At 48.1% G+C, this 19,732-nt stretch carries 14 protein-coding genes; 7 read left to right on the top strand and 7 right to left on the bottom strand.

The window, feature by feature from the left end:
• The 3 genes from RTS09_RS03205 to RTS09_RS03195 all read left to right on the top strand — a co-directional run bounded on the left by RTS09_RS03205 (position 1) and on the right by RTS09_RS03195 (position 1,950).
• Positions 1–711: an HAD family hydrolase gene (locus RTS09_RS03205; protein WP_312534252.1), complete on the top strand. Its 711-nt coding sequence runs from the start codon at positions 1–3 to the stop codon at positions 709–711.
• 112 nt (positions 712–823) lie between these two features.
• Entirely contained in the window at positions 824–1,594 is a 771-nt protein-coding gene (locus tag RTS09_RS03200; RefSeq protein ID WP_309593240.1) for a YciK family oxidoreductase, read from the top strand.
• A gap of 89 nt (positions 1,595–1,683) precedes the next feature.
• Entirely contained in the window at positions 1,684–1,950 is a 267-nt protein-coding gene (locus RTS09_RS03195; protein WP_007116234.1) for a DksA/TraR family C4-type zinc finger protein, read from the top strand.
• A 38-nt stretch (positions 1,951–1,988) separates the two neighbouring features.
• On the opposite strand, the gene RTS09_RS03190 is transcribed toward RTS09_RS03195, so the two are convergent.
• The 3 genes from RTS09_RS03190 to RTS09_RS03180 form a co-directional block, all read right to left on the bottom strand.
• Positions 1,989–3,647 (bottom strand): phospholipase D family protein, encoded by a 1,659-nt coding sequence (locus tag RTS09_RS03190; protein WP_312534251.1) that lies wholly within the window; start codon positions 3,645–3,647, stop codon positions 1,989–1,991.
• Between the two features lie 38 nt (positions 3,648–3,685).
• The gene (locus RTS09_RS03185; RefSeq protein WP_312534250.1) at positions 3,686–4,591 is read right to left on the bottom strand and encodes a crotonase/enoyl-CoA hydratase family protein; all 906 of its coding nucleotides are present in this window, start codon (positions 4,589–4,591) and stop codon (positions 3,686–3,688) included.
• 191 nt (positions 4,592–4,782) lie between these two features.
• Positions 4,783–8,079, bottom strand: a complete 3,297-nt coding sequence (locus RTS09_RS03180; RefSeq protein ID WP_312534248.1) for an ATP-binding protein — start codon at positions 8,077–8,079, stop codon at positions 4,783–4,785.
• Positions 8,080–8,457: 378 nt separating this feature from the next.
• Here RTS09_RS03180 and cysM point away from each other — a divergent pair, with 378 nt between their 5' ends.
• Genes cysM through RTS09_RS03165 form a run of 3 tightly spaced genes read left to right on the top strand, consistent with a single transcriptional unit; the run spans position 8,458 to position 10,997 of the window.
• Positions 8,458–9,381, top strand: a complete 924-nt coding sequence (cysM, locus tag RTS09_RS03175) for a cysteine synthase CysM (RefSeq protein ID WP_312534247.1) — start codon at positions 8,458–8,460, stop codon at positions 9,379–9,381.
• A gap of 36 nt (positions 9,382–9,417) precedes the next feature.
• Entirely contained in the window at positions 9,418–10,296 is an 879-nt protein-coding gene (locus tag RTS09_RS03170) for a 3'-5' exonuclease (protein ID WP_050325271.1), read from the top strand.
• On the top strand, positions 10,293–10,997 hold the full coding sequence (locus RTS09_RS03165) for a fumarylacetoacetate hydrolase family protein (RefSeq protein ID WP_312534245.1): 705 nt from the start codon (positions 10,293–10,295) through the stop codon (positions 10,995–10,997). The genes RTS09_RS03170 and RTS09_RS03165 overlap by 4 nt, the downstream gene beginning before the upstream one ends.
• A gap of 81 nt (positions 10,998–11,078) precedes the next feature.
• Here RTS09_RS03165 and RTS09_RS03160 read toward each other — a convergent pair whose 3' ends face one another.
• A complete protein-coding gene (locus RTS09_RS03160; RefSeq protein WP_312534243.1) occupies positions 11,079–14,045 on the bottom strand; it encodes an insulinase family protein in 2,967 nt (988 codons plus the stop codon).
• Between the two features lie 293 nt (positions 14,046–14,338).
• Between RTS09_RS03160 and RTS09_RS03155 the strand changes: the two genes are divergently transcribed.
• Positions 14,339–15,352 (top strand): adenosine kinase, encoded by a 1,014-nt coding sequence (locus RTS09_RS03155; protein ID WP_312534241.1) that lies wholly within the window; start codon positions 14,339–14,341, stop codon positions 15,350–15,352.
• Between the two features lie 96 nt (positions 15,353–15,448).
• Here RTS09_RS03155 and RTS09_RS03150 read toward each other — a convergent pair whose 3' ends face one another.
• From RTS09_RS03150 to RTS09_RS03140, 3 genes are read right to left on the bottom strand one after another with little or no spacing between them, the layout of a single operon-like run.
• On the bottom strand, positions 15,449–16,624 hold the full coding sequence (locus RTS09_RS03150; RefSeq protein WP_203171203.1) for an isovaleryl-CoA dehydrogenase: 1,176 nt from the start codon (positions 16,622–16,624) through the stop codon (positions 15,449–15,451).
• A 16-nt stretch (positions 16,625–16,640) separates the two neighbouring features.
• A complete protein-coding gene (locus RTS09_RS03145; protein ID WP_312534239.1) occupies positions 16,641–17,573 on the bottom strand; it encodes a hydroxymethylglutaryl-CoA lyase in 933 nt (310 codons plus the stop codon).
• Positions 17,570–19,654: an acetyl/propionyl/methylcrotonyl-CoA carboxylase subunit alpha gene (locus RTS09_RS03140; RefSeq protein ID WP_312534237.1), complete on the bottom strand. Its 2,085-nt coding sequence runs from the start codon at positions 19,652–19,654 to the stop codon at positions 17,570–17,572. The genes RTS09_RS03145 and RTS09_RS03140 overlap by 4 nt, the downstream gene beginning before the upstream one ends.
• Positions 19,655–19,732 lie beyond the last annotated feature (78 nt).

Below are 19,732 nucleotides of genomic sequence, written 5' to 3'. Positions count from 1 at the left end.
ATGACTGAAAAATGCCAAGCTGTATTGTTTGACCTTGATGGTACCTTGATTGATACAGCGCCTGATTTTATTCGGATTATTAAGGTGATGTGCGCCAAACACCAACACCCAGCGCCCAGTGATACCGCCATTCGCGAGCAAGTTTCTGCGGGCGCCAGAGCGATGGTCAAGCTGATGTTTGGCGAGCTTGCCAATGTGACTGAGGATGACTCAACTTTGCTGGCTTATCGGCAAGAGTTTTTGGACACCTATGAGGCCGATATCTGTGTCGATAGCCGCTTGTTTGATGGACTTGATTCGCTGTTAACACACTTGGAATCACGTGGCATTGTATGGGGCATTGTCACCAATAAACCGCGTTATTTGGCGGAAAATTTGTTAGAGAAACTTGAGCTAACTGAGCGCTGTGCGGTACTGGTATGCCCTGATGATGTCAAACACACCAAACCTGACCCAGAGCCCATGTATTTGGCAGTAGCGCGTTTGAATGAACAACTCGGGCGTCAGTTACAGCCTGAAGATTGTGTGTATGTCGGTGACCATATTCGTGACATTCAAGCGGGCAATGCGGCGAATATGCACACGATTTTGGCAGCTTATGGCTACATTCCCCCTGAAGACCAAGCGGATTTGGGCAGTTGGGGCGCAGATAACATCATCCATAGCGTCGCTGAATTGACCGCTTTGCTTCGCGATTGGACGGATGCTTGAGCGGACACTTGAACAAGTGACTAGGCGCTTGTTTCATAGACAAGGTGTTAACAATTTGACCGATTTTTAGGGAATTTTTTAGCAAGCTTTTGAGAAAAATTTTGAGGAAACTATGACTTTAGCAACGCATGATGATATCCGTAACTTTATTCCACCTGCCGATTGTCTAAAAGGTAAAAATATTTTGGTCACAGGGGCAGGTGATGGCATCGGTAAAGCAGCAGCGCTAAGCTATGCAAAATATGGCGCGACCCTGCTACTACTTGGCAAAACCGCGAGCAAGCTTGAAGCTGTGTATGACCTAATTGAAGCAGAAGGCGGTGCACAGCCTGCGTTGTTGCCAATGAATCTAGAGAGCGCAAGCTACACAGAAATGCAGCAATTGGCAATTTTGATTGAGCGTGAAGTCGGGCATTTGGACGGTGTTTTACACAATGCAGGGTTGCTCGGTGTATTAACCCCACTTGAAATGTATGACCCGATTATTTTTGAGCAGGTGATGAAAGTCAATTTTAATGCCACCTTTACCCTTACCCAAGCTTTGCTACCGCTACTCAAATCTGCGCAAAGTGGCTCAGTGGTGTTTACCTCTAGCAGTGTCGGCAGCCGTCCACGCGCGTTTTGGGGAGCGTATGCGCTGTCAAAATTGGCGGTAGAAGGGATGAGCGATATTTTCACCCAAGAAACCCAAAAAACCACCACCCTGCGTTTTAACTGCATCAATCCCGGTGCCACGCGTACCCAAATGCGTGCTGCTGCCTATCCGAGCGAAAACCCCAACACCTTGCTTGCGCCCGAAGACTTGATGAGTGCGTATGTTGCCTTGATGAGTGATGAGGCGGCAGGTATCAAAGGTCAGGTAATTGATTTACAGCCACAATAAAATGGCGCGATGACGGCTTTAATACGCTATTGAAATTTGACAAAACCACTACCATATTATGGTTAACCTATTAAAACCTAAGGAAAAATATGGCAAGTGGTTGGGCTGCGGATGGCGCAGAAAACGAGCAAATTGAAGCGACTATTAATGATGCGATTGAACGGGCAAAACGGGCATTGCCACAGGGCGAGAGCCTAACTCATTGTGAGGAGTGCGATGCCCCAATCCCCGAAGCACGGCGTCTTGCGATGCCTGGGGTGCGCTTGTGCGTGCGTTGTCAACAATCGCTAGAACAGCATCAGCAAAAAGTCGAGCTGTTTAATCGCCGTGGTAGTAAGGATAGCCAATTGCGCTAAGCGTATTGGCGAATGCTGTAGTTCATAACAATGACAGCTTATAAAAATTTTTCAAGCGGCAGGTGCGATAGCATCCATACTAGCGTACGCTGCCAAGCCTTAGTTTGTGGCTCTTCATCATACGTGACGATTTGACCGTTCTCGAGCGTTGACCACTGAATACTGTCATCTTTGAGCGACAAGGTGTAGCTGGTTGTTGGCAAGGCCTGCAAAAATTCATTGCGGATTTTGTTGGCAAGTACAGGGTGGGCGATGGCAACGCCAAGTTCGGTATTGGTCAAGGCTGAACGCGGATCAAAGTTGAATGAGCCGATATACACCTTTTCACCATCGCTTTCAAACGTTTTGGCATGCAAGCTGGTTGCAGAGCTTCCCGTCAAGTATGAATCACGCAGATTGTCTTTAATGGCATTGGGTTTTAGTTCATATAGCTTGACGCCAGCTTTGAGTAAGTCTTTGCGGTGTTTGGCATAGCCAGAATGCACAAGCTTGACATCGGTGGCGCTCATGGCATTGGTCAAAATATTCACCGCTACGCCTTTTTTTGCAAGGTTGATAAAATAGTCTTTGCCTTGCTCCGTGGGTACAAAATACGCAGAGATTAAATTGAGTTCACGGCTGATTTTACCTAAGCTTTGGTTGATATTTAATCCTTGGGTGTTAGCTTTGCTGCCGAGTTTGTCAGGATTGTCCGTCAATAGCTGGACGCTTGCCCAGTAGAGCGGCAATTTTTGTTGTTTGATTTGGTTGACAAAGTCGATTGCCACCAAGCGCTTTAGATAGTCGTTTTTCAGCTTTAGCACAGGGTCGAGTTGTTGCGACGCAGGTTTATCAGCTTTTTGGGTTTTTGGGGTAAACACTTGGTTTAGGGCGGATGGCTCAGGTTTTTTGACCAAATCGGTGATAGGAAAAGCCAGTTTATGGTTCCAATATTGGTCAAACGCTTGTGACATCTGCGGCACAATATGCCCAACCATCAGCACATCTAGGTCAGAAAATACCATCTCTTGGTTTAAAGAAAAATACTCATCCCCGATATTGCGCCCGCCTGTGATGGTGATTTGGCTATCGGCGGTGATGGATTTATTGTGCATACGATGATTGAGCCGCTCAAAATCGCCCACAAACCCTAGCCAGCGCCACGAGCGAAAACGATTGGGGTTCATCAATCTCACTTCAATATTGGGGTGTTCATTGAGTACCCACAGTGTTGGGTCGAGACCACGGGTATTGTTGTCATCTATCAATAATCGCACGCGCACACCGCGCTCTGCCGCTTCTTTGATGGCTTGAAACATTAGATTGCCAGTGATATCGTTATTCCAAATATAATACTGCACATCTAGCGTTTTCTCTGCGGTGCTAATGAGCAGCATACGTGCGGCAAACGCATCCATGCCATCAGGCAAGGGATAAACGCCCGTTTTTTGTGGATTGCTTTTAACCAACTCTGCGATGCCATCGGCCATGCTTTGCGAGCCAAATTGGCGAAAACGGCTGGAGGGCTCATCAGGTGGCATATCCGTTGCCACCGTTTTTTGATGGTCTTTGGTAATGACGGCAGTTTGATAGGTGCTGGATTTGCCCGTGTTGACAGGCAGACGACCCCACCATGCGATAAAAAACAAAATCGCCATACACACCAAAAACAGGCTGGCTAAAAAAATAAGACGACGTTTGAACAGGGGTCTTAGCATGATGGCACCCACCAAGGTCAATTAAGCCATGGGTTAAATTAGTTAAATTGACGCCCAATAAATTTGACGGTTTCATCCTTGGCTTTTTTGACGGCAAGCTTGCGGTTTTGTCCCAGCAGTAATTTGATTTGCCACAGTTTTTCTTGATACAAGGTTGTTGCAGGCGTGTGATACATGGCATTGATGATGCGTTTGCTCGCCAGCACGGCATCTGGGGAGCGACTGCTTAATTCTGTGACCAAAATCTTCGCAACTTCCATCGGTGTGTCGCTTAGATGGCTGACCACACCGTAGTCAAAGGCTTGCTGACCGTCAAAAATCCGTGCCGTCATCGCTAATTCCTTGACGATATCGGCGCGTAGCACCCCCATCGCAGACCGGGTCAGTCCCATATCCGCTACCAGTCCCCATTTGGCCTCCATAATGGCAAATTGGCAATCCGCTGTGGCGATACGAATATCGGTCGCCAGTGCCAACTGTAGTCCTGCGCCAAGGCAATGTCCATGCAATATACTGATGACAGGCATCGGCAGTTCTCGCCACACAAGGCACACTTTTTGAAATTTACTTTGAAACGGTTTGATAAGCTCCCAAGCGACTTGTTTTAGATTTTTTGGGTTGTTTAAATCCGCCAAATCAATGCCGGTAGAAAAGCTTTTACCTTCACCTGCCAAAATCACCGCCCGCACGTCCGTCCATGTGGTGAGCAGGTGGGCTAAATCAATGAGTTTATCCATCAACGCAAAACTTAACGCATTGCGCTTGTCAATCCGTGTCAGCCAAACAATGACGCTATCATCACCGCTAAGTTCCAAACGCACATCGGGCGCAAGGTTATCGTTTGCCGCTTTGATACGCTGCGCTAAAGATGAAGCAGTAGCACGCTGAAAAAATGGCAAAAACCCTACACCCGGCAATACTTTCGATACCGACAAAACTGACATACGCATCCTTAAAATTTGACCAACCCAATACACTTAAAAAATGTTGCGAAAACGCAATGATTTGCAATCATTAATCTCACTTTACTGATTTTGTTGGTTGGGCACAAGAGGCGATATCAGACGATACGTTTAAGAAAGGTAACGTGAAATGGCAAGTGTGCTAAACCTAGGCGGCATTGTGGTGATGGGTATCAAATCATCTTCCAAGTCATATCGTTTTCTTTGAGCTGGGCATATTTGAGTGCAGGGAATTGACTCAAATCAGCCTGTGCCAAGTTATCAAGCGCTTGTAGCATTTGCTCATAATAAGGTGCCAAAATGGCAAATTGCGCAGGTGAGCTATTGTTGATATTTAGCAAGCACTTGTCTTCAAGATTTTGGCTAGCTTGACGTAGCTGTGGTACGCCCGTATAACGACTCGCCCCTAAAATGCGATGCGCCGCGTGGGACAAGGCTTGCCTGTCGTGGCGCTGCCAAGCTTGCTGCAAGTCACTTTTTTCCTGCTCAATCGATTCAATCAGCAGGGTAATTAAATTGGCTGCCAAATCAGGCTTACCTGCTACCCGCATCACCGCATCATCCCAATCAATGACCGCAAGACTTGCTAGTGACTCAGCGCTATGCTGACTGCTGACCGATGGTAGGCTTGGTAGATTAGCGTTGTCATCGGTGGTAGTCGCTGAGGCGGCTAATGGCGTATGAGCAAATACGGCACTCTCTTTGGGGGTTGCAGGTGCAGTACGCAGGTTATTTGCCCCAGACGCTATAGGCGCTATCGAGCGCGCCGAGCTAGGTGAGTTGATAGCAGATTTGTCAGAAGCCACATCAGCGGTTGAGTCAAAAGTCACATCAGCGGACACGGACGTGCTGTGTTTACCCAACCAACGTTGCAGGATTTGCAATAACTGGGCTTGACTAATTGGTTTGCCCACATAGTCATCAATCCCAGATGCCAATAATGTATCGCGTTCATCCGATAGACTATGCGCGGTCAGTGCAATAATCGGAATATGTTGATGTCCTGCTTGCGTTTCAACCTTACGGATTTGGATGGCGGCTTCACTGCCTGACATTCTTGGCATTTGAATGTCCATAAAAATCAAATCCACGGCGGTATCGCTTTGTGACTGGTGGGTGGTGATGTATTCAATGGCGTCAAACCCACTATTAACCGTCACCACATTAATGCTCAGCTCAGCCAATAACGCTTCTAGTACCAACAAATTGGGCAGATGGTCATCCACGGCAAGCACAGTAAAGCCATGCCACTGCGGCAGTGTGGGCTCTTGGCTGCTGGCAGAATTGCTATCGAGCAGCTGGTAAAGCTGGCGACGATCGAGCGGCTGATACAAGGCTTGTGCTTGGTAACGCGACAACAATTCTGGCTCAAGATTGACCTGATAGCCAAATAGTAGCAATTTACCGGCATAATGTAAGCGTACTTGTTTGAGCAGCGACGTGGTGTCCTCAGTGGTACCATTGTCCACGATGACCCAATCCCAATGATTGCCTGTTTCTTTGAGCGATTCAAGTAGGCTGGCTAGCGTACTTGCGGTAGTAATGGCAATCGGCAAGTCACGCAGCGAGCCTTTTAACACTTGTAAGCTTGCAGGATGGTCAATCCATACCAAGATATTTACCGCAGCAGTGGTATCAGCCGCCACATAACCGGCATCGGTTTTTGGCGGGACGATGGCGGGTAACTGCCAAATGGGGTCATGGATAAGCAGCCGCTGCTGCTCTTGGTTACTGATGCTCATCGGCAAGGTAAACCAAAACGTCGTGCCTTTGATTTTGTGCGATTGGCTCGCATCACCCGCTTGCTCAGTGGCGTTGTCATAAAAACCAATATTGCCGCCCATCAGATAGGTAAGCTGTTTTGAAATCACCAACCCCAACCCCGTACCGCCGTACTGGCGAGTAATCGAAGGATCGCCTTGCGAAAAACTTTGGAACAGCACTTTTTGATGCTCAGGCGAAATCCCGCGCCCTGTATCTTGCACACTGATATGAATTAAATCATCGATGTCATCATCCAGACTGACCCGCACAATAACCTCGCCATCATCGGTAAATTTGATGGCGTTGTTAACAAGATTGGTCAACACTTGCTTGGTACGTAACGCATCCCCTACTAGATAATGCGGCACATCGTCATAGAAGAACACCGCCAGCCGTAAATCTTTCTCTGCCGCGAGTGGCGATAGCATATCCACCACATCGTAGATACTGGCATACAGGTCAAATTCATGACTATCCAGTACCAGTTTGCCGGCTTCAATCTTAGAAAAATCAAGCACGTCATTGACCAGTGCTAATAGGTGCGCTGAAGACTTACGAATCGTTTGCACGTACAAGTCTTGCTCGGCATTTAAGCCGCCATGACGGGATAATAGGTTGATAAAGCCGTCAATACTGTTAAGTGGGGTGCGTAATTCGTGACTGATATTGGCTAAAAATGCTGATTTGGTTTGACTGGCTGAAACCGCCGCATCACGCGCATTGCGAATGGAGATGTTTTGCATTTCCATCTCGTCAAAAGCCAATCGCAAATCATCTTCGGTCTGTTCGGCGTGATTTTTGAGTTCTTGGAAACTTTTATGCAGACGTCTTAAGGTCTTGACCAAGTCCTGTTGCAGCTGGTTGATTTCACCACTGGCGTTGATGGTCATCGGTTTATACAGGTTGTTGGCGTTGGTGCGCTGCAAATGTAACCGCATCTCATAAATCGGCGCAATCCAGCGTCTGGCATATATGTGGGTGGTCAATAGCAGCAGTAAAATAGTAAAGAGTCCGGTAATCGCTAACGCCAACATCACTTGATAGCGAGCCACTTGTAGCGGCTCATTATCAATATTGACAATAAGCCACAAGGTCGGTAGTGGGGCAGTCGCATTGACGGGCGGGCTTAATACCAATTTTCGACCAAATAAACTACTATCCTTGCTATTAAATAGGCTGTTGGATTGGGTGTTGAGCTGCGTGAGCAAATAAGTTTGCTGTGTATTGCTTTGCGCCTCAAGGTGGCGTCCCAAAAAAGGCAACAAGCGCGGATTGGGCTGTTGTGACAAATCACCAAAACTGACCAACACGTTGCTTTGTTCGTTGACAATCGCCACGCCTTGCAAGTGTTTGTCGTTGATGGCATTTTGTAGGGCAAATTTCACACTGGCTTGTAGCGCCGCCAGTTCTTTGGGTGACAGCTCAGCTTTATTTGCACTGTCTTTGTTTAAGTCATTAGTCTGAGTGCTAGTTGTAGATAGTGCTTGGTTGATTTTAATCAGATTCGTCTGCATGGAAGCGGCGACTGGCTGCAGAGTCACCAGCAAATTATCGGCGGTTGATTGCTGAATGGTACGCGCAGCACGACTGGTATCCGATAACACCAAAAAACCACCCGTCAACGCGAGTGCGCTAATCGGCAAAAACACCAACAGTATCAACTGTCCATAAGCGGTGGAAAAATCCAAGTGAAATCGTTTGCTCACATTGCTAGCCTTGCATCAGCCTAATTTAGGCATCAGATTTTTTATCAGGGTTTTGGGGTATAGCGTTTCATTTTATAGGATTTTAGCCAATTTTGCTTGTGTCGCTGGGGTTTTTGTCGCAAGTAAATTTTTGACAAGTCTATACCCTAGCAAAAAATCGAGATAAAATCAGATGGGATAGCGGTTGAAAAATGACTGGCACAATAATCATGATTCGCAACTGACGGGTGATACGAATTTTGCTAAACTACGCGCGCAATTCAAAAAAATTACTGTTAAAAAAACTAATCAACGCTAACTAATCTATAAGCTAGACTAAATGCGTCTGCGCAAAACTCGTATTATCAAAAGTTCATGGCCAAAAACTAAGGTTGTCTTATGACCCATAATAATTTTATCACTGAAACCACCACGCTCAATGACTGCATTGGACATACGCCACTGGTTAAGCTAGCGCGATTTGCACCGCAAACCGACCAAGGCACAGCCACCCTGCTTGCCAAACTTGAAGGCAACAACCCAGCGGGCTCAGTGAAAGACCGCCCTGCATACAATATGTTTTATCAAGCGGAAAGGCGTGGCACTATCAAGCCAGGCGACACCATCATTGAGGCCACCAGTGGCAATACGGGCATCGCCCTTGCCATGGTCGCGGCAATGCGCGGCTATGCCATGACGCTGATTATGCCTAGCAACTCTACCCAAGAGCGTAAAGACGCGATGGCAGCATATGGGGCGACATTGATTGAAGTCGATAACATGGAATCGGCACGCGACCTTGCTCAGCAAATGCAGGCAGAAGGCAAAGGCATCGTACTCGATCAGTTTAACAACCCTGACAACAAACAAGCGCATTATCTGACCACAGGTCCTGAGATTTGGCAGCAAACCAATGGCACGATTACCCACTTTATTAGCTCAATGGGGACCACAGGCACCATCATGGGCGTGTCCAAATACCTAAAAGAACAAAACCCAAACGTGCAAATTATCGGTTTACAGCCCGCTGAAGGTGCTAATATCGCAGGAATTCGTAGATGGCCAGCCGCTTATTTGCCAAAGATTTTTGAGCCAAGTTTGGTGGATAGGGTGATGGACATCGATCAGCACGATGCGGAAGTGTTTATGCGTAAGCTTGCCCGCGAAGAAGGGATTTTTGCGGGGGTATCATCCGGTGGTGCGGCGTGGGCAGCGTACCAAATCGCTAAAGAACACCCGGATGCGGTGATTGCATTTATCGTCTGTGACCGTGGCGATCGTTATCTATCAACAGGGTTGTTTGGTGTTAAAGATGACGCTTAATACCCAATAACCTAAAGAAACTAACAAGGAAGTATTATGGCTACGCCAGCGCCGATTTTAGTATTTGATATCGAAACCATACCCGATGTTGCCACAGGCAAGCGGCTATACCCTGAGTTGGCTGGGTTATCGGATAACGATGCCATGACCAAGCTTATGGCACTGCGTGAGCAAGATGTTGGGCATCCTTTTATGCCACTGCCTTTGCACCGAATCGCTTGTCTTTCGGTGTTGTGGGTGGCGGGCGGCAAAATGACACTCAAATCGCTGTCGCTGGCTGAGCATAGCGAAGCGCAAATGATTCAAACTTTTTTTAATGCCATCGAAAAAAATCCGTTGTTGGTGAGCTGGAATGGCAAGGGCTTTGATATACCTGTTATGGTATATCGGGCGTTACAGCATGGTCTAACCGCGCCCAAGCTGTTTAGCCAAAGCGGTGAGATGAGATACAACAACTATATCAACCGCTATCATGACCGTCATACCGATTTGATGGTAAAGCTTGCCATGAATAGCACGTCGCAAAAACTCGATGTCGTGGCATCCTTATGCGGCTTTGCAGGCAAGCAAACGTTGGACGGCTATGATGTGGTGCCTATGGTGCAAGCAGAAGCATGGGATAAGCTCACCACCTATTGTGAAAGTGATGTGCTCAATACTTGGCTGATTTTTTTGCGCTACCAACGATTGACGGGACAATTTTCAGTTGAACAAAGTGAGCAATGGGAGTCCACCACCCGAGACTATCTGCAATCGTTCACCAATCAAGACAATAGCCTGCGGCATGATAAGTTTTTGCAAGCGTGGCAACCTGCTAGCAATTTAGCCGCTGACCAACATGTCACTCATGTCACTGATATTGCCATCACCCAGCCGCCATCTGATACCCCAACCACCCAAGTAGAATCACCATGAATACCATTTTTCCACCCAGGCCAGTGGTGGCACTGCCCATCCATCAATCTGAACAAACCTTTCCTGTCCGCCGCGTGTATTGCGTGGGGCGCAACTATGCCGACCACGCCCGAGAAATGGGCAGTGACCCAGACCGTGAGCCGCCATTTTTCTTTTGTAAAGCCAGTGACAGCGAGTCGATTATTGCGGTTCGACCCGATAGCGTTGCCCAATTGCCTTATCCGACTAAAACGCAAGCGCTACATTATGAAGTAGAATTGGTGGTTGCGATTGGCAAAGATGGCGCCAATGTGAGTGTAGCACAGGCACATGAGCTGATTTTTGGCTATGCCGTGGGGCTCGACATGACGCGCCGCGACTTGCAAAACGCCATGAAGAAAAACGGTCGCCCGTGGGAGATTGGCAAGGCGTTTGACTATTCGGCACCCATTGGCGAAATTTATCCCGTTGCTAGCGTTGCTGAGATACAACAAGCGAATATTTCACTAGCGGTGAATGGCGCGCCCAAACAACAAGGCAATATCAATCAGTTAATCTGGAATGTGGCAGAGACCATTGCCAATTTATCTGAGTTTTTTGAGCTCAAAGCAGGGGATTTGATTTTTACAGGCACGCCAGCGGGCGTCGGTGCGGTGGTGAAAGGCGATACCATCCTCGCGCAAATTGATGGACTGGGTAAAATTGAGTTGCTGGTTGTGTAAAACAGGTAGTGTAAAAGATGAAAAAAGGCGCTAATAATAGCGCCTTTTTTATTAAGATGATTAATTTTATTATTACGTTTGTTATAGCACTTTTTCAATCTGAAAACCCATTTTTTGCATGAGTTCAGCTTTATCAAACGGTGCAAGGCTTGCGCGTGTGTAAGGCTTGTCTTTGAGGTAGGTGGTTGTCACCCGCTGTAAGTCATCAAGGCTGACCGCCAAGATTTTGGCACGCATTGCTTGTTGCCAGTCTTTGCCGCGACCATGTAACTCAGCAAACAGCGCCTTGACCGCTTCACCCGCCGGGCTTGCGGGCTTATCCATGCCTGCCATCAATCCTAAAATCGCTTCTTCAATCCAAGCATCGGTTTTTTCGCCTGTAGTTTGCGCGAGTAACCAATCAATACTACCCAAAAAATCATCAAACGTGGCTTGGTCACGCGGGTCACGGTAGCTATAAAACTTGAAAGAGCAAGCGTTACTATCATAGCTGGCGCCGCCGCCATACGCGCCGCCTTGCTCACGAATGGTACGATGCAGATAGTTGTTGCGTAGCACGCTTGACAGCACCATCAAGGCAGGGGCATCGGGATGGTTGGTCGGCACCGCATCAAAGACAAGCGCATGATGAAATACATTGGTTTGCGCAAGCCACGCGATATCGCTACCGTCAGTGGTAATGGGCGATTCGATTAAGGTAGCGGTAGGCTCTTCAACAGGCGTTTGCCAGCTCTCGCTAATTGCTTGCTGCAGCGTCGGTAATACCTCTGCTTCGGCGATGATAAGTGCTTGTTTTGGCAGGGCTTTGATGTAGCGATGTAAATTGGCTAAGCGCTCTCCCAGCTTTTGCCACGCACTGCTATCTTGCTCCGCTTGCTGCAAAAATTCAGTTAAGCTATTTAATGCAGGCAAACCACCGCGTACATATTCAAGACGGGCGATTTTACTGGTGTTACGGCTCGCTGTTTGCATGGCATACGCATGACCTGCATTGGCAAGGCGCGATTGCCAGCCCATTTGTTTTTGGGTCAGTAGCTCTTCCATCCGCGCATATTCGGTAAAAATAGTGTCGTTGAGTACTTCTTTAAGCAGCTCAATCGCTTCAAATTTACGTGACAATGAGCGGGTAGCGACCACCAAGAAGCTATCCATTTTTTCGGGATTGTCAGGTGACGTGCGCTGGCTGATTCTGACCGTCACACCGCTTGAATGGCGTGCTTGCCGCGCTTGAAATGCCAAGGCATCGTGTTTGCACGTGCCCACTTCGCTGATCAAGCTCAGATACGTTGGTAAATCTGAGTGATTGATGAGCGCTTCATGACCCTCTAGGGGCATAATCACTTGATAATAGTACAGACCATTGGTGCCTGCTTCATATTCATACAACGTACTTGGCACACCACTTAAAGTGATATCGCGTTTTGTACCTGTTTTAAATTGAATTTGGGCAGGAATATCCACCAATCCCACTTTGGGTAGCAAATCCACATCATCAGGCGTAGCTTGGCGTTCGGCAAGGGCTTTGGCTTGGCTGATGAGCGCATTACGCGTGTCATCGGTCAGTGCCGCTGCGATGGTGTCAAGTTTGGCTTGCTCATCCTTGGCTTGTTGCTCAGATTTGCTCGCATCAGGGATGAGTGTCAAACGCACGCGATGCGGATTGTCGAGCAAAAAGCTGCGAATCAAATCGGCGATAAAATCAGGATTTTGTACTTGTTCACGTAGCCAGTTTAGGTTTTCATCGATGTCCCACACATGCATGGGGTCACCGTCGTGGATAGCAGTACTAAAGCCTTCAAGCATCAAATTTAGACCATATGGCATACTATCGCCACCGATATGACGTTGGTCGATTTCGATTTGGTGCAAAATGGTTTCAATCGCTTCACTGTCCACAGGCTGGTCCGCCACTTGTTTGAGTAAGTCCAAAATTCCTTGCTCAATGGCATCGCCATGCTCAGGCTCAGAGCCACGAACCCCGGCATAAAACACCATCTGATAATGGCTGTCATCCAAGCCCAGTAGCGGCGTTGGGGCAGATGCCAGCGGATGGCTATCAAGATACGCCCGCAGCGGCGAACCTGCATGTTCAACCAATACGCCTTCAAGTAATCGCATAGCCAGGCGCTGTTTACCGTCTAAAATCGATGGTAATAACCATGCCATGACGTGATGGGTTTGTTTGGGTTTCACCGTATCGACACTGTAAGTGTCCGTCACGCTGATTGGCGCGGTCAATGATTCTTCGAGTCGTGAGGCGTGTTTTTGCCCTTTAGCAAACGCTTTGCCTGACACCGCCAATGCATCCTCATGGATACGGGCTTGGGTCTCTGCCACAGGGATATTGCCAAAGCTCATCACCACCGCATTGCTTGGGTGATAGTGACTTTGATGAAACTTGACCAAATCAGCATGAGTCAGCTCGGTAATGGCAGCGGGCTCACCGCCAGAATTGTAGTGATAAGTGGTTGTGGGGAATAAATGACGCGCCAGCGTATGATACAACTGGTCAATCTCGCCACTCATCGCGCCTTTCATTTCATTAAATACAATGCCTTTATACTGTGGTTTGCCGTCATCATCAAGCTCCACACGAATCCCTTCTTGGGCAAAATCGAGCGGATTTAAACTTGGGAAAAATGTCGCATCTAGGTACACCGACAACAAGTTAAAATAATCTTGACGGTTTTGGGTGGCAAACGGATACGCCGTCCAATCTGCCGCGGTAAACGCATTCATAAACGTATTGAGCGACCGCTTAATCATGCTAAAAAACGGGTCGCGCACGGGATATTTTTCAGAGCCACATAGACTGGTATGCTCCAAAATATGCGCCTCACCGCGGTCGGTCATCGGCTGGGTGCGAAAGCCAATCATAAAGGCATTTTCATCACTCGGGTGGGCGAGGTGATAATGAATCAACCCAGTGGCGTTATGCTCGCTCACCAGCACATCAAGCGATAGCGCATCGATGCGCTCATGAGAGCGTAGGGTAAAAGCAGGGTGCAGGGTCAAATCTAAAGTAGAGTCGTGAGAAGTTGCGGGCATGAAGTTACCTGTGTGTCATCATAATATTTGTCAGAATTTATCAGCAAAACCAACTGTAAAAAAACAGAAAGTATAGCAGTTTTGTCGGATTTATTTTGAGTTAAATGGGGTCAAAACCTGCTTTATAAAGGCAAAAAAACACAGATACTACAGATACTACAGATAATACAGCGCCACTCATTTGCCCGTGTTAGCCAATTTTCAGATATTAACTTTGACAGTTTTAATTTACAATGACACCACGTTGAATTTAACTCATCTATTTTTTCCAAAATCGTTAAAAAGGAACCACAATGGCAAAAATCGTCGCCATCGGCAATGCGTTAGTCGACAGTGAATTTGTCGTCACTGATGCACAGCTTCACGCCACAGGCTTGACCAAAGGCAACATGACCCTAGCCAGTCACAGTGAGCAAGCTGACCTCATCGCCTCGCTCACCACGCAAAATATCACCGCGACTAAACAAGCCGGTGGCGGCTCGGCTGCCAACAGTATCTATGCCGCTGCAAGCCTCGGTAGCGATACTTTTTACGCTTGCCGAGTAGGCGAAGACGAGGCAGGGCGTTTTTATTTGGCTGATTTAAATGCCGCAGGTATCAAGACATCTACCAAGTCATTTGCTGATGGTACCACAGGTAGCTGTATGGTGATGGTGACCCCAGATGGCGAGCGCACCATGCAAACACATTTGGGCACTTCAGCAGAAATCAGTGAAACCGATATTGACTTTGATGCGCTCAATGATGCTGATTGGTTGTATCTTGAAGGTTATCTTGCCATGTCACCCTCAGCACAACAGGCGATTGCTCAGCTAAAACAACAAGCCAAAGCCAAAGGCGCTAAAATCGCGGTCAGTTTTGCCGACCCTGCCGTGGTCAAGTTTGGTCGCGAAGGACTTGATGTCATGCTAGAAGGTGGCGTGGATGCGGTGTTTTGTAACTGCGATGAAGCGCAGCTATTTACCAACCAAAGCAGTCACTCACAAGCGGCATCAGCGTTATTGTCAGTTGCCAATATGGCAGTGGTGACTAATGGTGCAGCAGGGTCAATCATTGCCGTGCGAGACGATGTTTCACGTGAAACAAAACTGATTGATGTGGCATCGCTAGCCGTTGATCAAGTGCTAGATACCAATGGCGCAGGGGATAATTTTGCGGGCAGTTTTTTATACGCGCTATCGCACGGTCATGCGTTGGCAGATTGTGGCAAATTAGCCAGTAGCGTTGCAAGCCAAATCATTCAGCAGTTCGGACCCCGTCTCAAACCGGCGCAATACCAAGCGATTTTACAATCAACCTTAACATAGCGCACAGCTGATCAGGCGGATTTTGACAACCTATTTTGACAATATAATAAAAAAGCCCTAGTTTTAGCTAGGGCTGGTGCTGACAAAGCTAATCAATTAAGCGGTTTCGTTGAACAGCTCACGACCAATCAGCATACGCCGTACCTCGCTAGTACCTGCGCCAATCTCATATAGCTTGGCATCACGCCAAATACGCCCTAGTGGGTACTCGTTGGTATAGCCATTGCCGCCGAAGATTTGGATACCTTCTCCTGCCATCCAAGTGGCTTTTTCCGCTGTCCACAAAATTACGCTGGCGCAGTCTTTACGTACTTGGCGCACATGGTCTGAGCCTAGCATATCCAAGTTTTTGCCCACGGTGTAAAGAAAGCTGCGTCCTGCCTGTAAGGTGGTGTACATGTCCGCCACTTTACCTTGAATCAACTGGAATTCACCGATGGCTTGACCAAATTGCTTGCGGTCGTGGATGTAGGGAATGACATTGTCCATCACCGCTTGCATCAGCCCGATAGGACCTGCGGCAAGTACCGCACGCTCGTAGTCCAAGCCACTCATCAATACTTTAACGCCGTTGTTAAGACCACCCAAAATGTTGTCGCTTGGGACTTCGACATTGTCAAACACCATCTCGCCTGTGTGGCTGCCGCGCATACCGAGTTTGTCAAGTTTTTGCGCAGTATAAAAGCCTTTCATGCCTTTTTCTACCAAAAACGCGGTGATACCTTTTGCCCCAAGCTCTGGGTTGGTTTTGGCATACACCACCATCACATCGGCATCCGGTCCATTGGTAATCCACATTTTTGAGCCGTTTAATACATATACGCCACCTTTGTCTTCGGCACGTAGTTTCATGCTGGTCACGTCTGAGCCGGCACCGGGCTCACTCATCGCCAAGGCACCAATGAATTCACCGCTGATGAGTTTTGGCAAGTATTTTTGTTTTTGGGCTTCTGTGCCGTTGCGTTTGATTTGGTTGATACATAAGTTGGAGTGTGCCCCATAGCTTAGCGCCACTGAGCCTGATGCGCGGCTGATTTCTTCCATGGCGACCATGTGCGCCACATAGCCCATGTCCACGCCGCCGTAAGTTTCGGGTACGGTGATGCCATGCAGCCCAAGCTCACCCATTTTTTGCCACAAGTCCATCGGGAATTGGTCGGTGCGGTCAAGCTCGGCAGCGCGTGGGGCGATTTCAGCATCAGCAAAGGCTCTGACGGTTTCGCGTAGGGCGTTGATGTCATCGCCAAGTTGGTAATCGAGTCCTAGGTTCATAGTCATTCCTTGTTTATTAACTGACTGTTAAAGATTTACGTTTATTTAAAATCGCTGTTGCCACCTTTGAGCCGTTTTGTCTGCCCAAAAACGCGCTGATTTTTTGTCCGACATCGACCAGTTTGTCGAGGTCAATGCCCGTTTCAATGCCCATGCCATGTAGCAGATATACCACATCTTCAGTGGCAACATTGCCGGTTGCGCCTTTGGCATACGGACAACCGCCAAGCCCTGCTACCGAGGTATCAAACTGCCAAACACCCATTTGTAATGCCGCTAAAGTATTGCTAAGCGCTTGACCATAGGTGTCGTGAAAATGCCCAGAGATATTGTCAATGTCAATATAACGCAAGGCAGCATCCAACGCTTTTTGCACCATGATAGGTGTGCCCACGCCGATGGTGTCAGCAATACCAATATGTTCAGCGCCAATGGCAACGAGTTTTTCTGTCACATAGGCGACTTTATCGGCTGAAATATCGCCTTCATACGGGCAGCCCACGGTACAAGAGATGACGCCGCGCACTTTGATACCATGCGCTTTGGCGGCGTAAGCCACCGAGGCAAAACGCTCGATACTCTCAGCGATGCTACAGTTGATATTTTTTTGGCTAAAAGCTTCACTCGCTGAGCCAAAAATCACCACCTCATAATTGGCAAATTGGTCACGATGGGCAAGGGCGGCATCAAAGCCTTTCATATTGGGTGTCAGCACCGAATATACCACGTCATCGCGTTTGCTAATGCCGTTTAATACGGCATCATTGTCCGCCATTTGTGGTACCCACTTTGGCGACACAAAACTGGTGGCTTCAAGCTTGCGCACCCCTGCATCAATCAAGCCGTTAATCAACTCGATTTTGACGTCGCTTGGCACAGTTTGTTTTTCGTTTTGTAGTCCGTCTCTTGCGCCCACGTCGATGATTTTGACAAAATTTGGATAGTTCATGATTGGCTGCCCGTATCAAGTTTTAATAGCTCATCGCCATCGGATACCAAATCCCCTGCTTTAAACAGCAACTCTGCCACCGTACCATCACTAGGGGCATTGATGGTATGCTCAATTTTCATCGCTTCAATCACTGCCAAGGCTTGACCTTTTTTTACTTCATCGCCCACATTGACCCGAAACGCCACCACTTGACCTGGCATGGGTGATTTGAGGCTACCGCCATCTTGGGCTTCCTCGCCCACATGCGCCATGCTATCCACCAAGGTGATGACATCACTGGCATGATTTGAGAACACATATACTTGCTCATTATGTCGCCATGCCTGCATCTGTTGGCGCTTGCCGGCTGTTTCTCCGTCATTTAGCCATAGCGTGAAGGTATCATCGGCAGTGGGCAAATAACGAACATCGCCTTGATAGATGGGCGTGACAACGTCCTCGCCTTGTTTTTCCGCTTTGGCAATGGTGTTAATCGTTAGATGAAATGCTTGCTCGTTAATTTGGCTGATAACCGCCCGCAATGGCTTATCGTGATACACCAAATCAAACGGACGCTCATACTGGCTATACGCGCGCCATGCATCGGTTTTGCTAAAGGGGTCGTGGTTTTGGATTTGCGCTTCTTGGGCAAGCTCTTTGACAATCGCGGTGGCTACCAGCCAAGGTAGCTCACCACGCTGCTGCCCAAACAGTACGTCTTTTTCACGTTCAATCAATGCAGTATCAAGATTGGCATATTTGAACGAATCTGATTGCACCACGTGACGCAAAAACGCCACGTTGTTTGGCAAACCGACAATACGGGTTTCTGATAAGGCTTTGTCTAGTTTGGCAAGCGCCTGCTCACGGGTTGGCGCATGGACGATGAGTTTGGCAATCATCGAGTCATAGTAAGGACTGATGACATCGCCTTCGCGTACCCCATCATCTATACGCACATCTGACACCCTAAACTCGCTGTGAGTTGGCGTGCGGTAAACGTTTAGCGTACCTGTGGCGGGCAAGAAGTTGTTGTCTGGGTTTTCAGCATTGATACGTGCTTCAATCGCATGACCGTTAATGGTCAAGTCTGCTTGCTGTTTTGGTAACGGCTCGCCGCTAGCAATACGCAGTTGCCACTCGACAAGGTCAGTACCAGTAATCGCCTCGGTGACAGGATGTTCTACTTGCAGGCGGGTATTCATTTCCATAAAGTAGAAATTCATGCCGCCAAATTTATCTTCGGGTGAACACTCACGTTGCTCTACGATAAATTCAACCGTACCCGCCCCCACATAATTGACCGCTTTTGCCGCCGCTATCGCCGCTGCGCCCATCGCCTCCCGCATTGCCACGCTGACATCGGGGGCAGGGGCTTCTTCGAGCACTTTTTGATGGCGGCGCTGTACCGAGCAATCACGCTCAAATAAATACACATAGTTGCCGTGGCTGTCGCCAAAGACTTGAATTTCAATATGGCGGGGACGTAGGGCGTATTTTTCAATCAATACGCTGTCATTGCCAAAGCTGCTAATGGCTTCACGTTGACATGAGCCTAAGGCATCAATAAAATCTTCGGTTTTTTCAACTAACCGCATCCCTTTGCCGCCGCCACCAGAGCTGGCTTTGATTAGCACAGGGTAGCCAATTTTGTCGGCCTCGCTATGTAAAAAATCAGGGTCTTGGTTGGTGCCATGATACCCTGGAATGAGTGGTACATTGGCCGCTTCCATCAAGCGTTTGGACTCGGCTTTAAGACCCATGGCGGTGATGGCAGACGCAGGGGGACCGATAAACACCAAACCCGCATCCACGCACGCTTGGGCAAATTCGTCGTTTTCACTCAAAAACCCATAGCCAGGGTGAATCGCTTGTGCGCCTGTTTGTTTGGCAGCCTCCAAAATGCGCTCCCAACGCAGGTAGCTGTCTTTGGGCGCAGAACCGCCTATATAAATGGCTTCATCACACACGGCTACGTGCTTGGCAAAGCGGTCAGCGTCTGAATATACCGCAACGGTACGCACGCCCAGTTTTTTGGCGGTGGCTGCCACGCGGCAAGCAATCTCACCCCGGTTGGCTATTAAGATTTTTGAAAACATAATCGTCCCTTTTTATTTTTTCAAGACCGCATCACCGCGAATCTAACTTGGCATACTTATAAAATTTGGCTTATAAAA

The sequence above is a fragment of the Moraxella sp. CTOTU47618 genome (genome assembly GCF_032017425.1).
GTDB classification, from domain to species: Bacteria; Pseudomonadota; Gammaproteobacteria; order Pseudomonadales; family Moraxellaceae; genus Faucicola; species Faucicola tetraodonis.
The sequence above is the reverse complement of the archived record's forward strand: the minus strand, read 5'-3'. Positions and strand labels throughout refer to the sequence as shown.

Excerpts from the sequence above, each read along its gene's own strand:
- RTS09_RS03195 (WP_007116234.1), top strand. The coding sequence starts at position 1,684 with ATGGCAAGTGGTTGGGCTGCGGATGGCGCAGAAAACGAGCAAATTGAA.
- RTS09_RS03200 (WP_309593240.1), top strand. The coding sequence starts at position 824 with ATGACTTTAGCAACGCATGATGATATCCGTAACTTTATTCCACCTGCC.
- RTS09_RS03145 (WP_312534239.1), bottom strand. The coding sequence starts at position 17,573 with ATGAACTATCCAAATTTTGTCAAAATCATCGACGTGGGCGCAAGAGAC.
- RTS09_RS03190 (WP_312534251.1), bottom strand. The coding sequence starts at position 3,647 with ATGCTAAGACCCCTGTTCAAACGTCGTCTTATTTTTTTAGCCAGCCTG.
- RTS09_RS03205 (WP_312534252.1), top strand. The coding sequence starts at position 1 with ATGACTGAAAAATGCCAAGCTGTATTGTTTGACCTTGATGGTACCTTG.
- RTS09_RS03150 (WP_203171203.1), bottom strand. The coding sequence starts at position 16,624 with ATGAACCTAGGACTCGATTACCAACTTGGCGATGACATCAACGCCCTA.
- RTS09_RS03170 (WP_050325271.1), top strand. The coding sequence starts at position 9,418 with ATGGCTACGCCAGCGCCGATTTTAGTATTTGATATCGAAACCATACCC.
- RTS09_RS03165 (WP_312534245.1), top strand. The coding sequence starts at position 10,293 with ATGAATACCATTTTTCCACCCAGGCCAGTGGTGGCACTGCCCATCCAT.
- RTS09_RS03155 (WP_312534241.1), top strand. The coding sequence starts at position 14,339 with ATGGCAAAAATCGTCGCCATCGGCAATGCGTTAGTCGACAGTGAATTT.
- RTS09_RS03160 (WP_312534243.1), bottom strand. The coding sequence starts at position 14,045 with ATGCCCGCAACTTCTCACGACTCTACTTTAGATTTGACCCTGCACCCT.
- RTS09_RS03185 (WP_312534250.1), bottom strand. The coding sequence starts at position 4,591 with ATGTCAGTTTTGTCGGTATCGAAAGTATTGCCGGGTGTAGGGTTTTTG.
- RTS09_RS03140 (WP_312534237.1), bottom strand. The coding sequence starts at position 19,654 with ATGTTTTCAAAAATCTTAATAGCCAACCGGGGTGAGATTGCTTGCCGC.
- cysM (WP_312534247.1), top strand. The coding sequence starts at position 8,458 with ATGACCCATAATAATTTTATCACTGAAACCACCACGCTCAATGACTGC.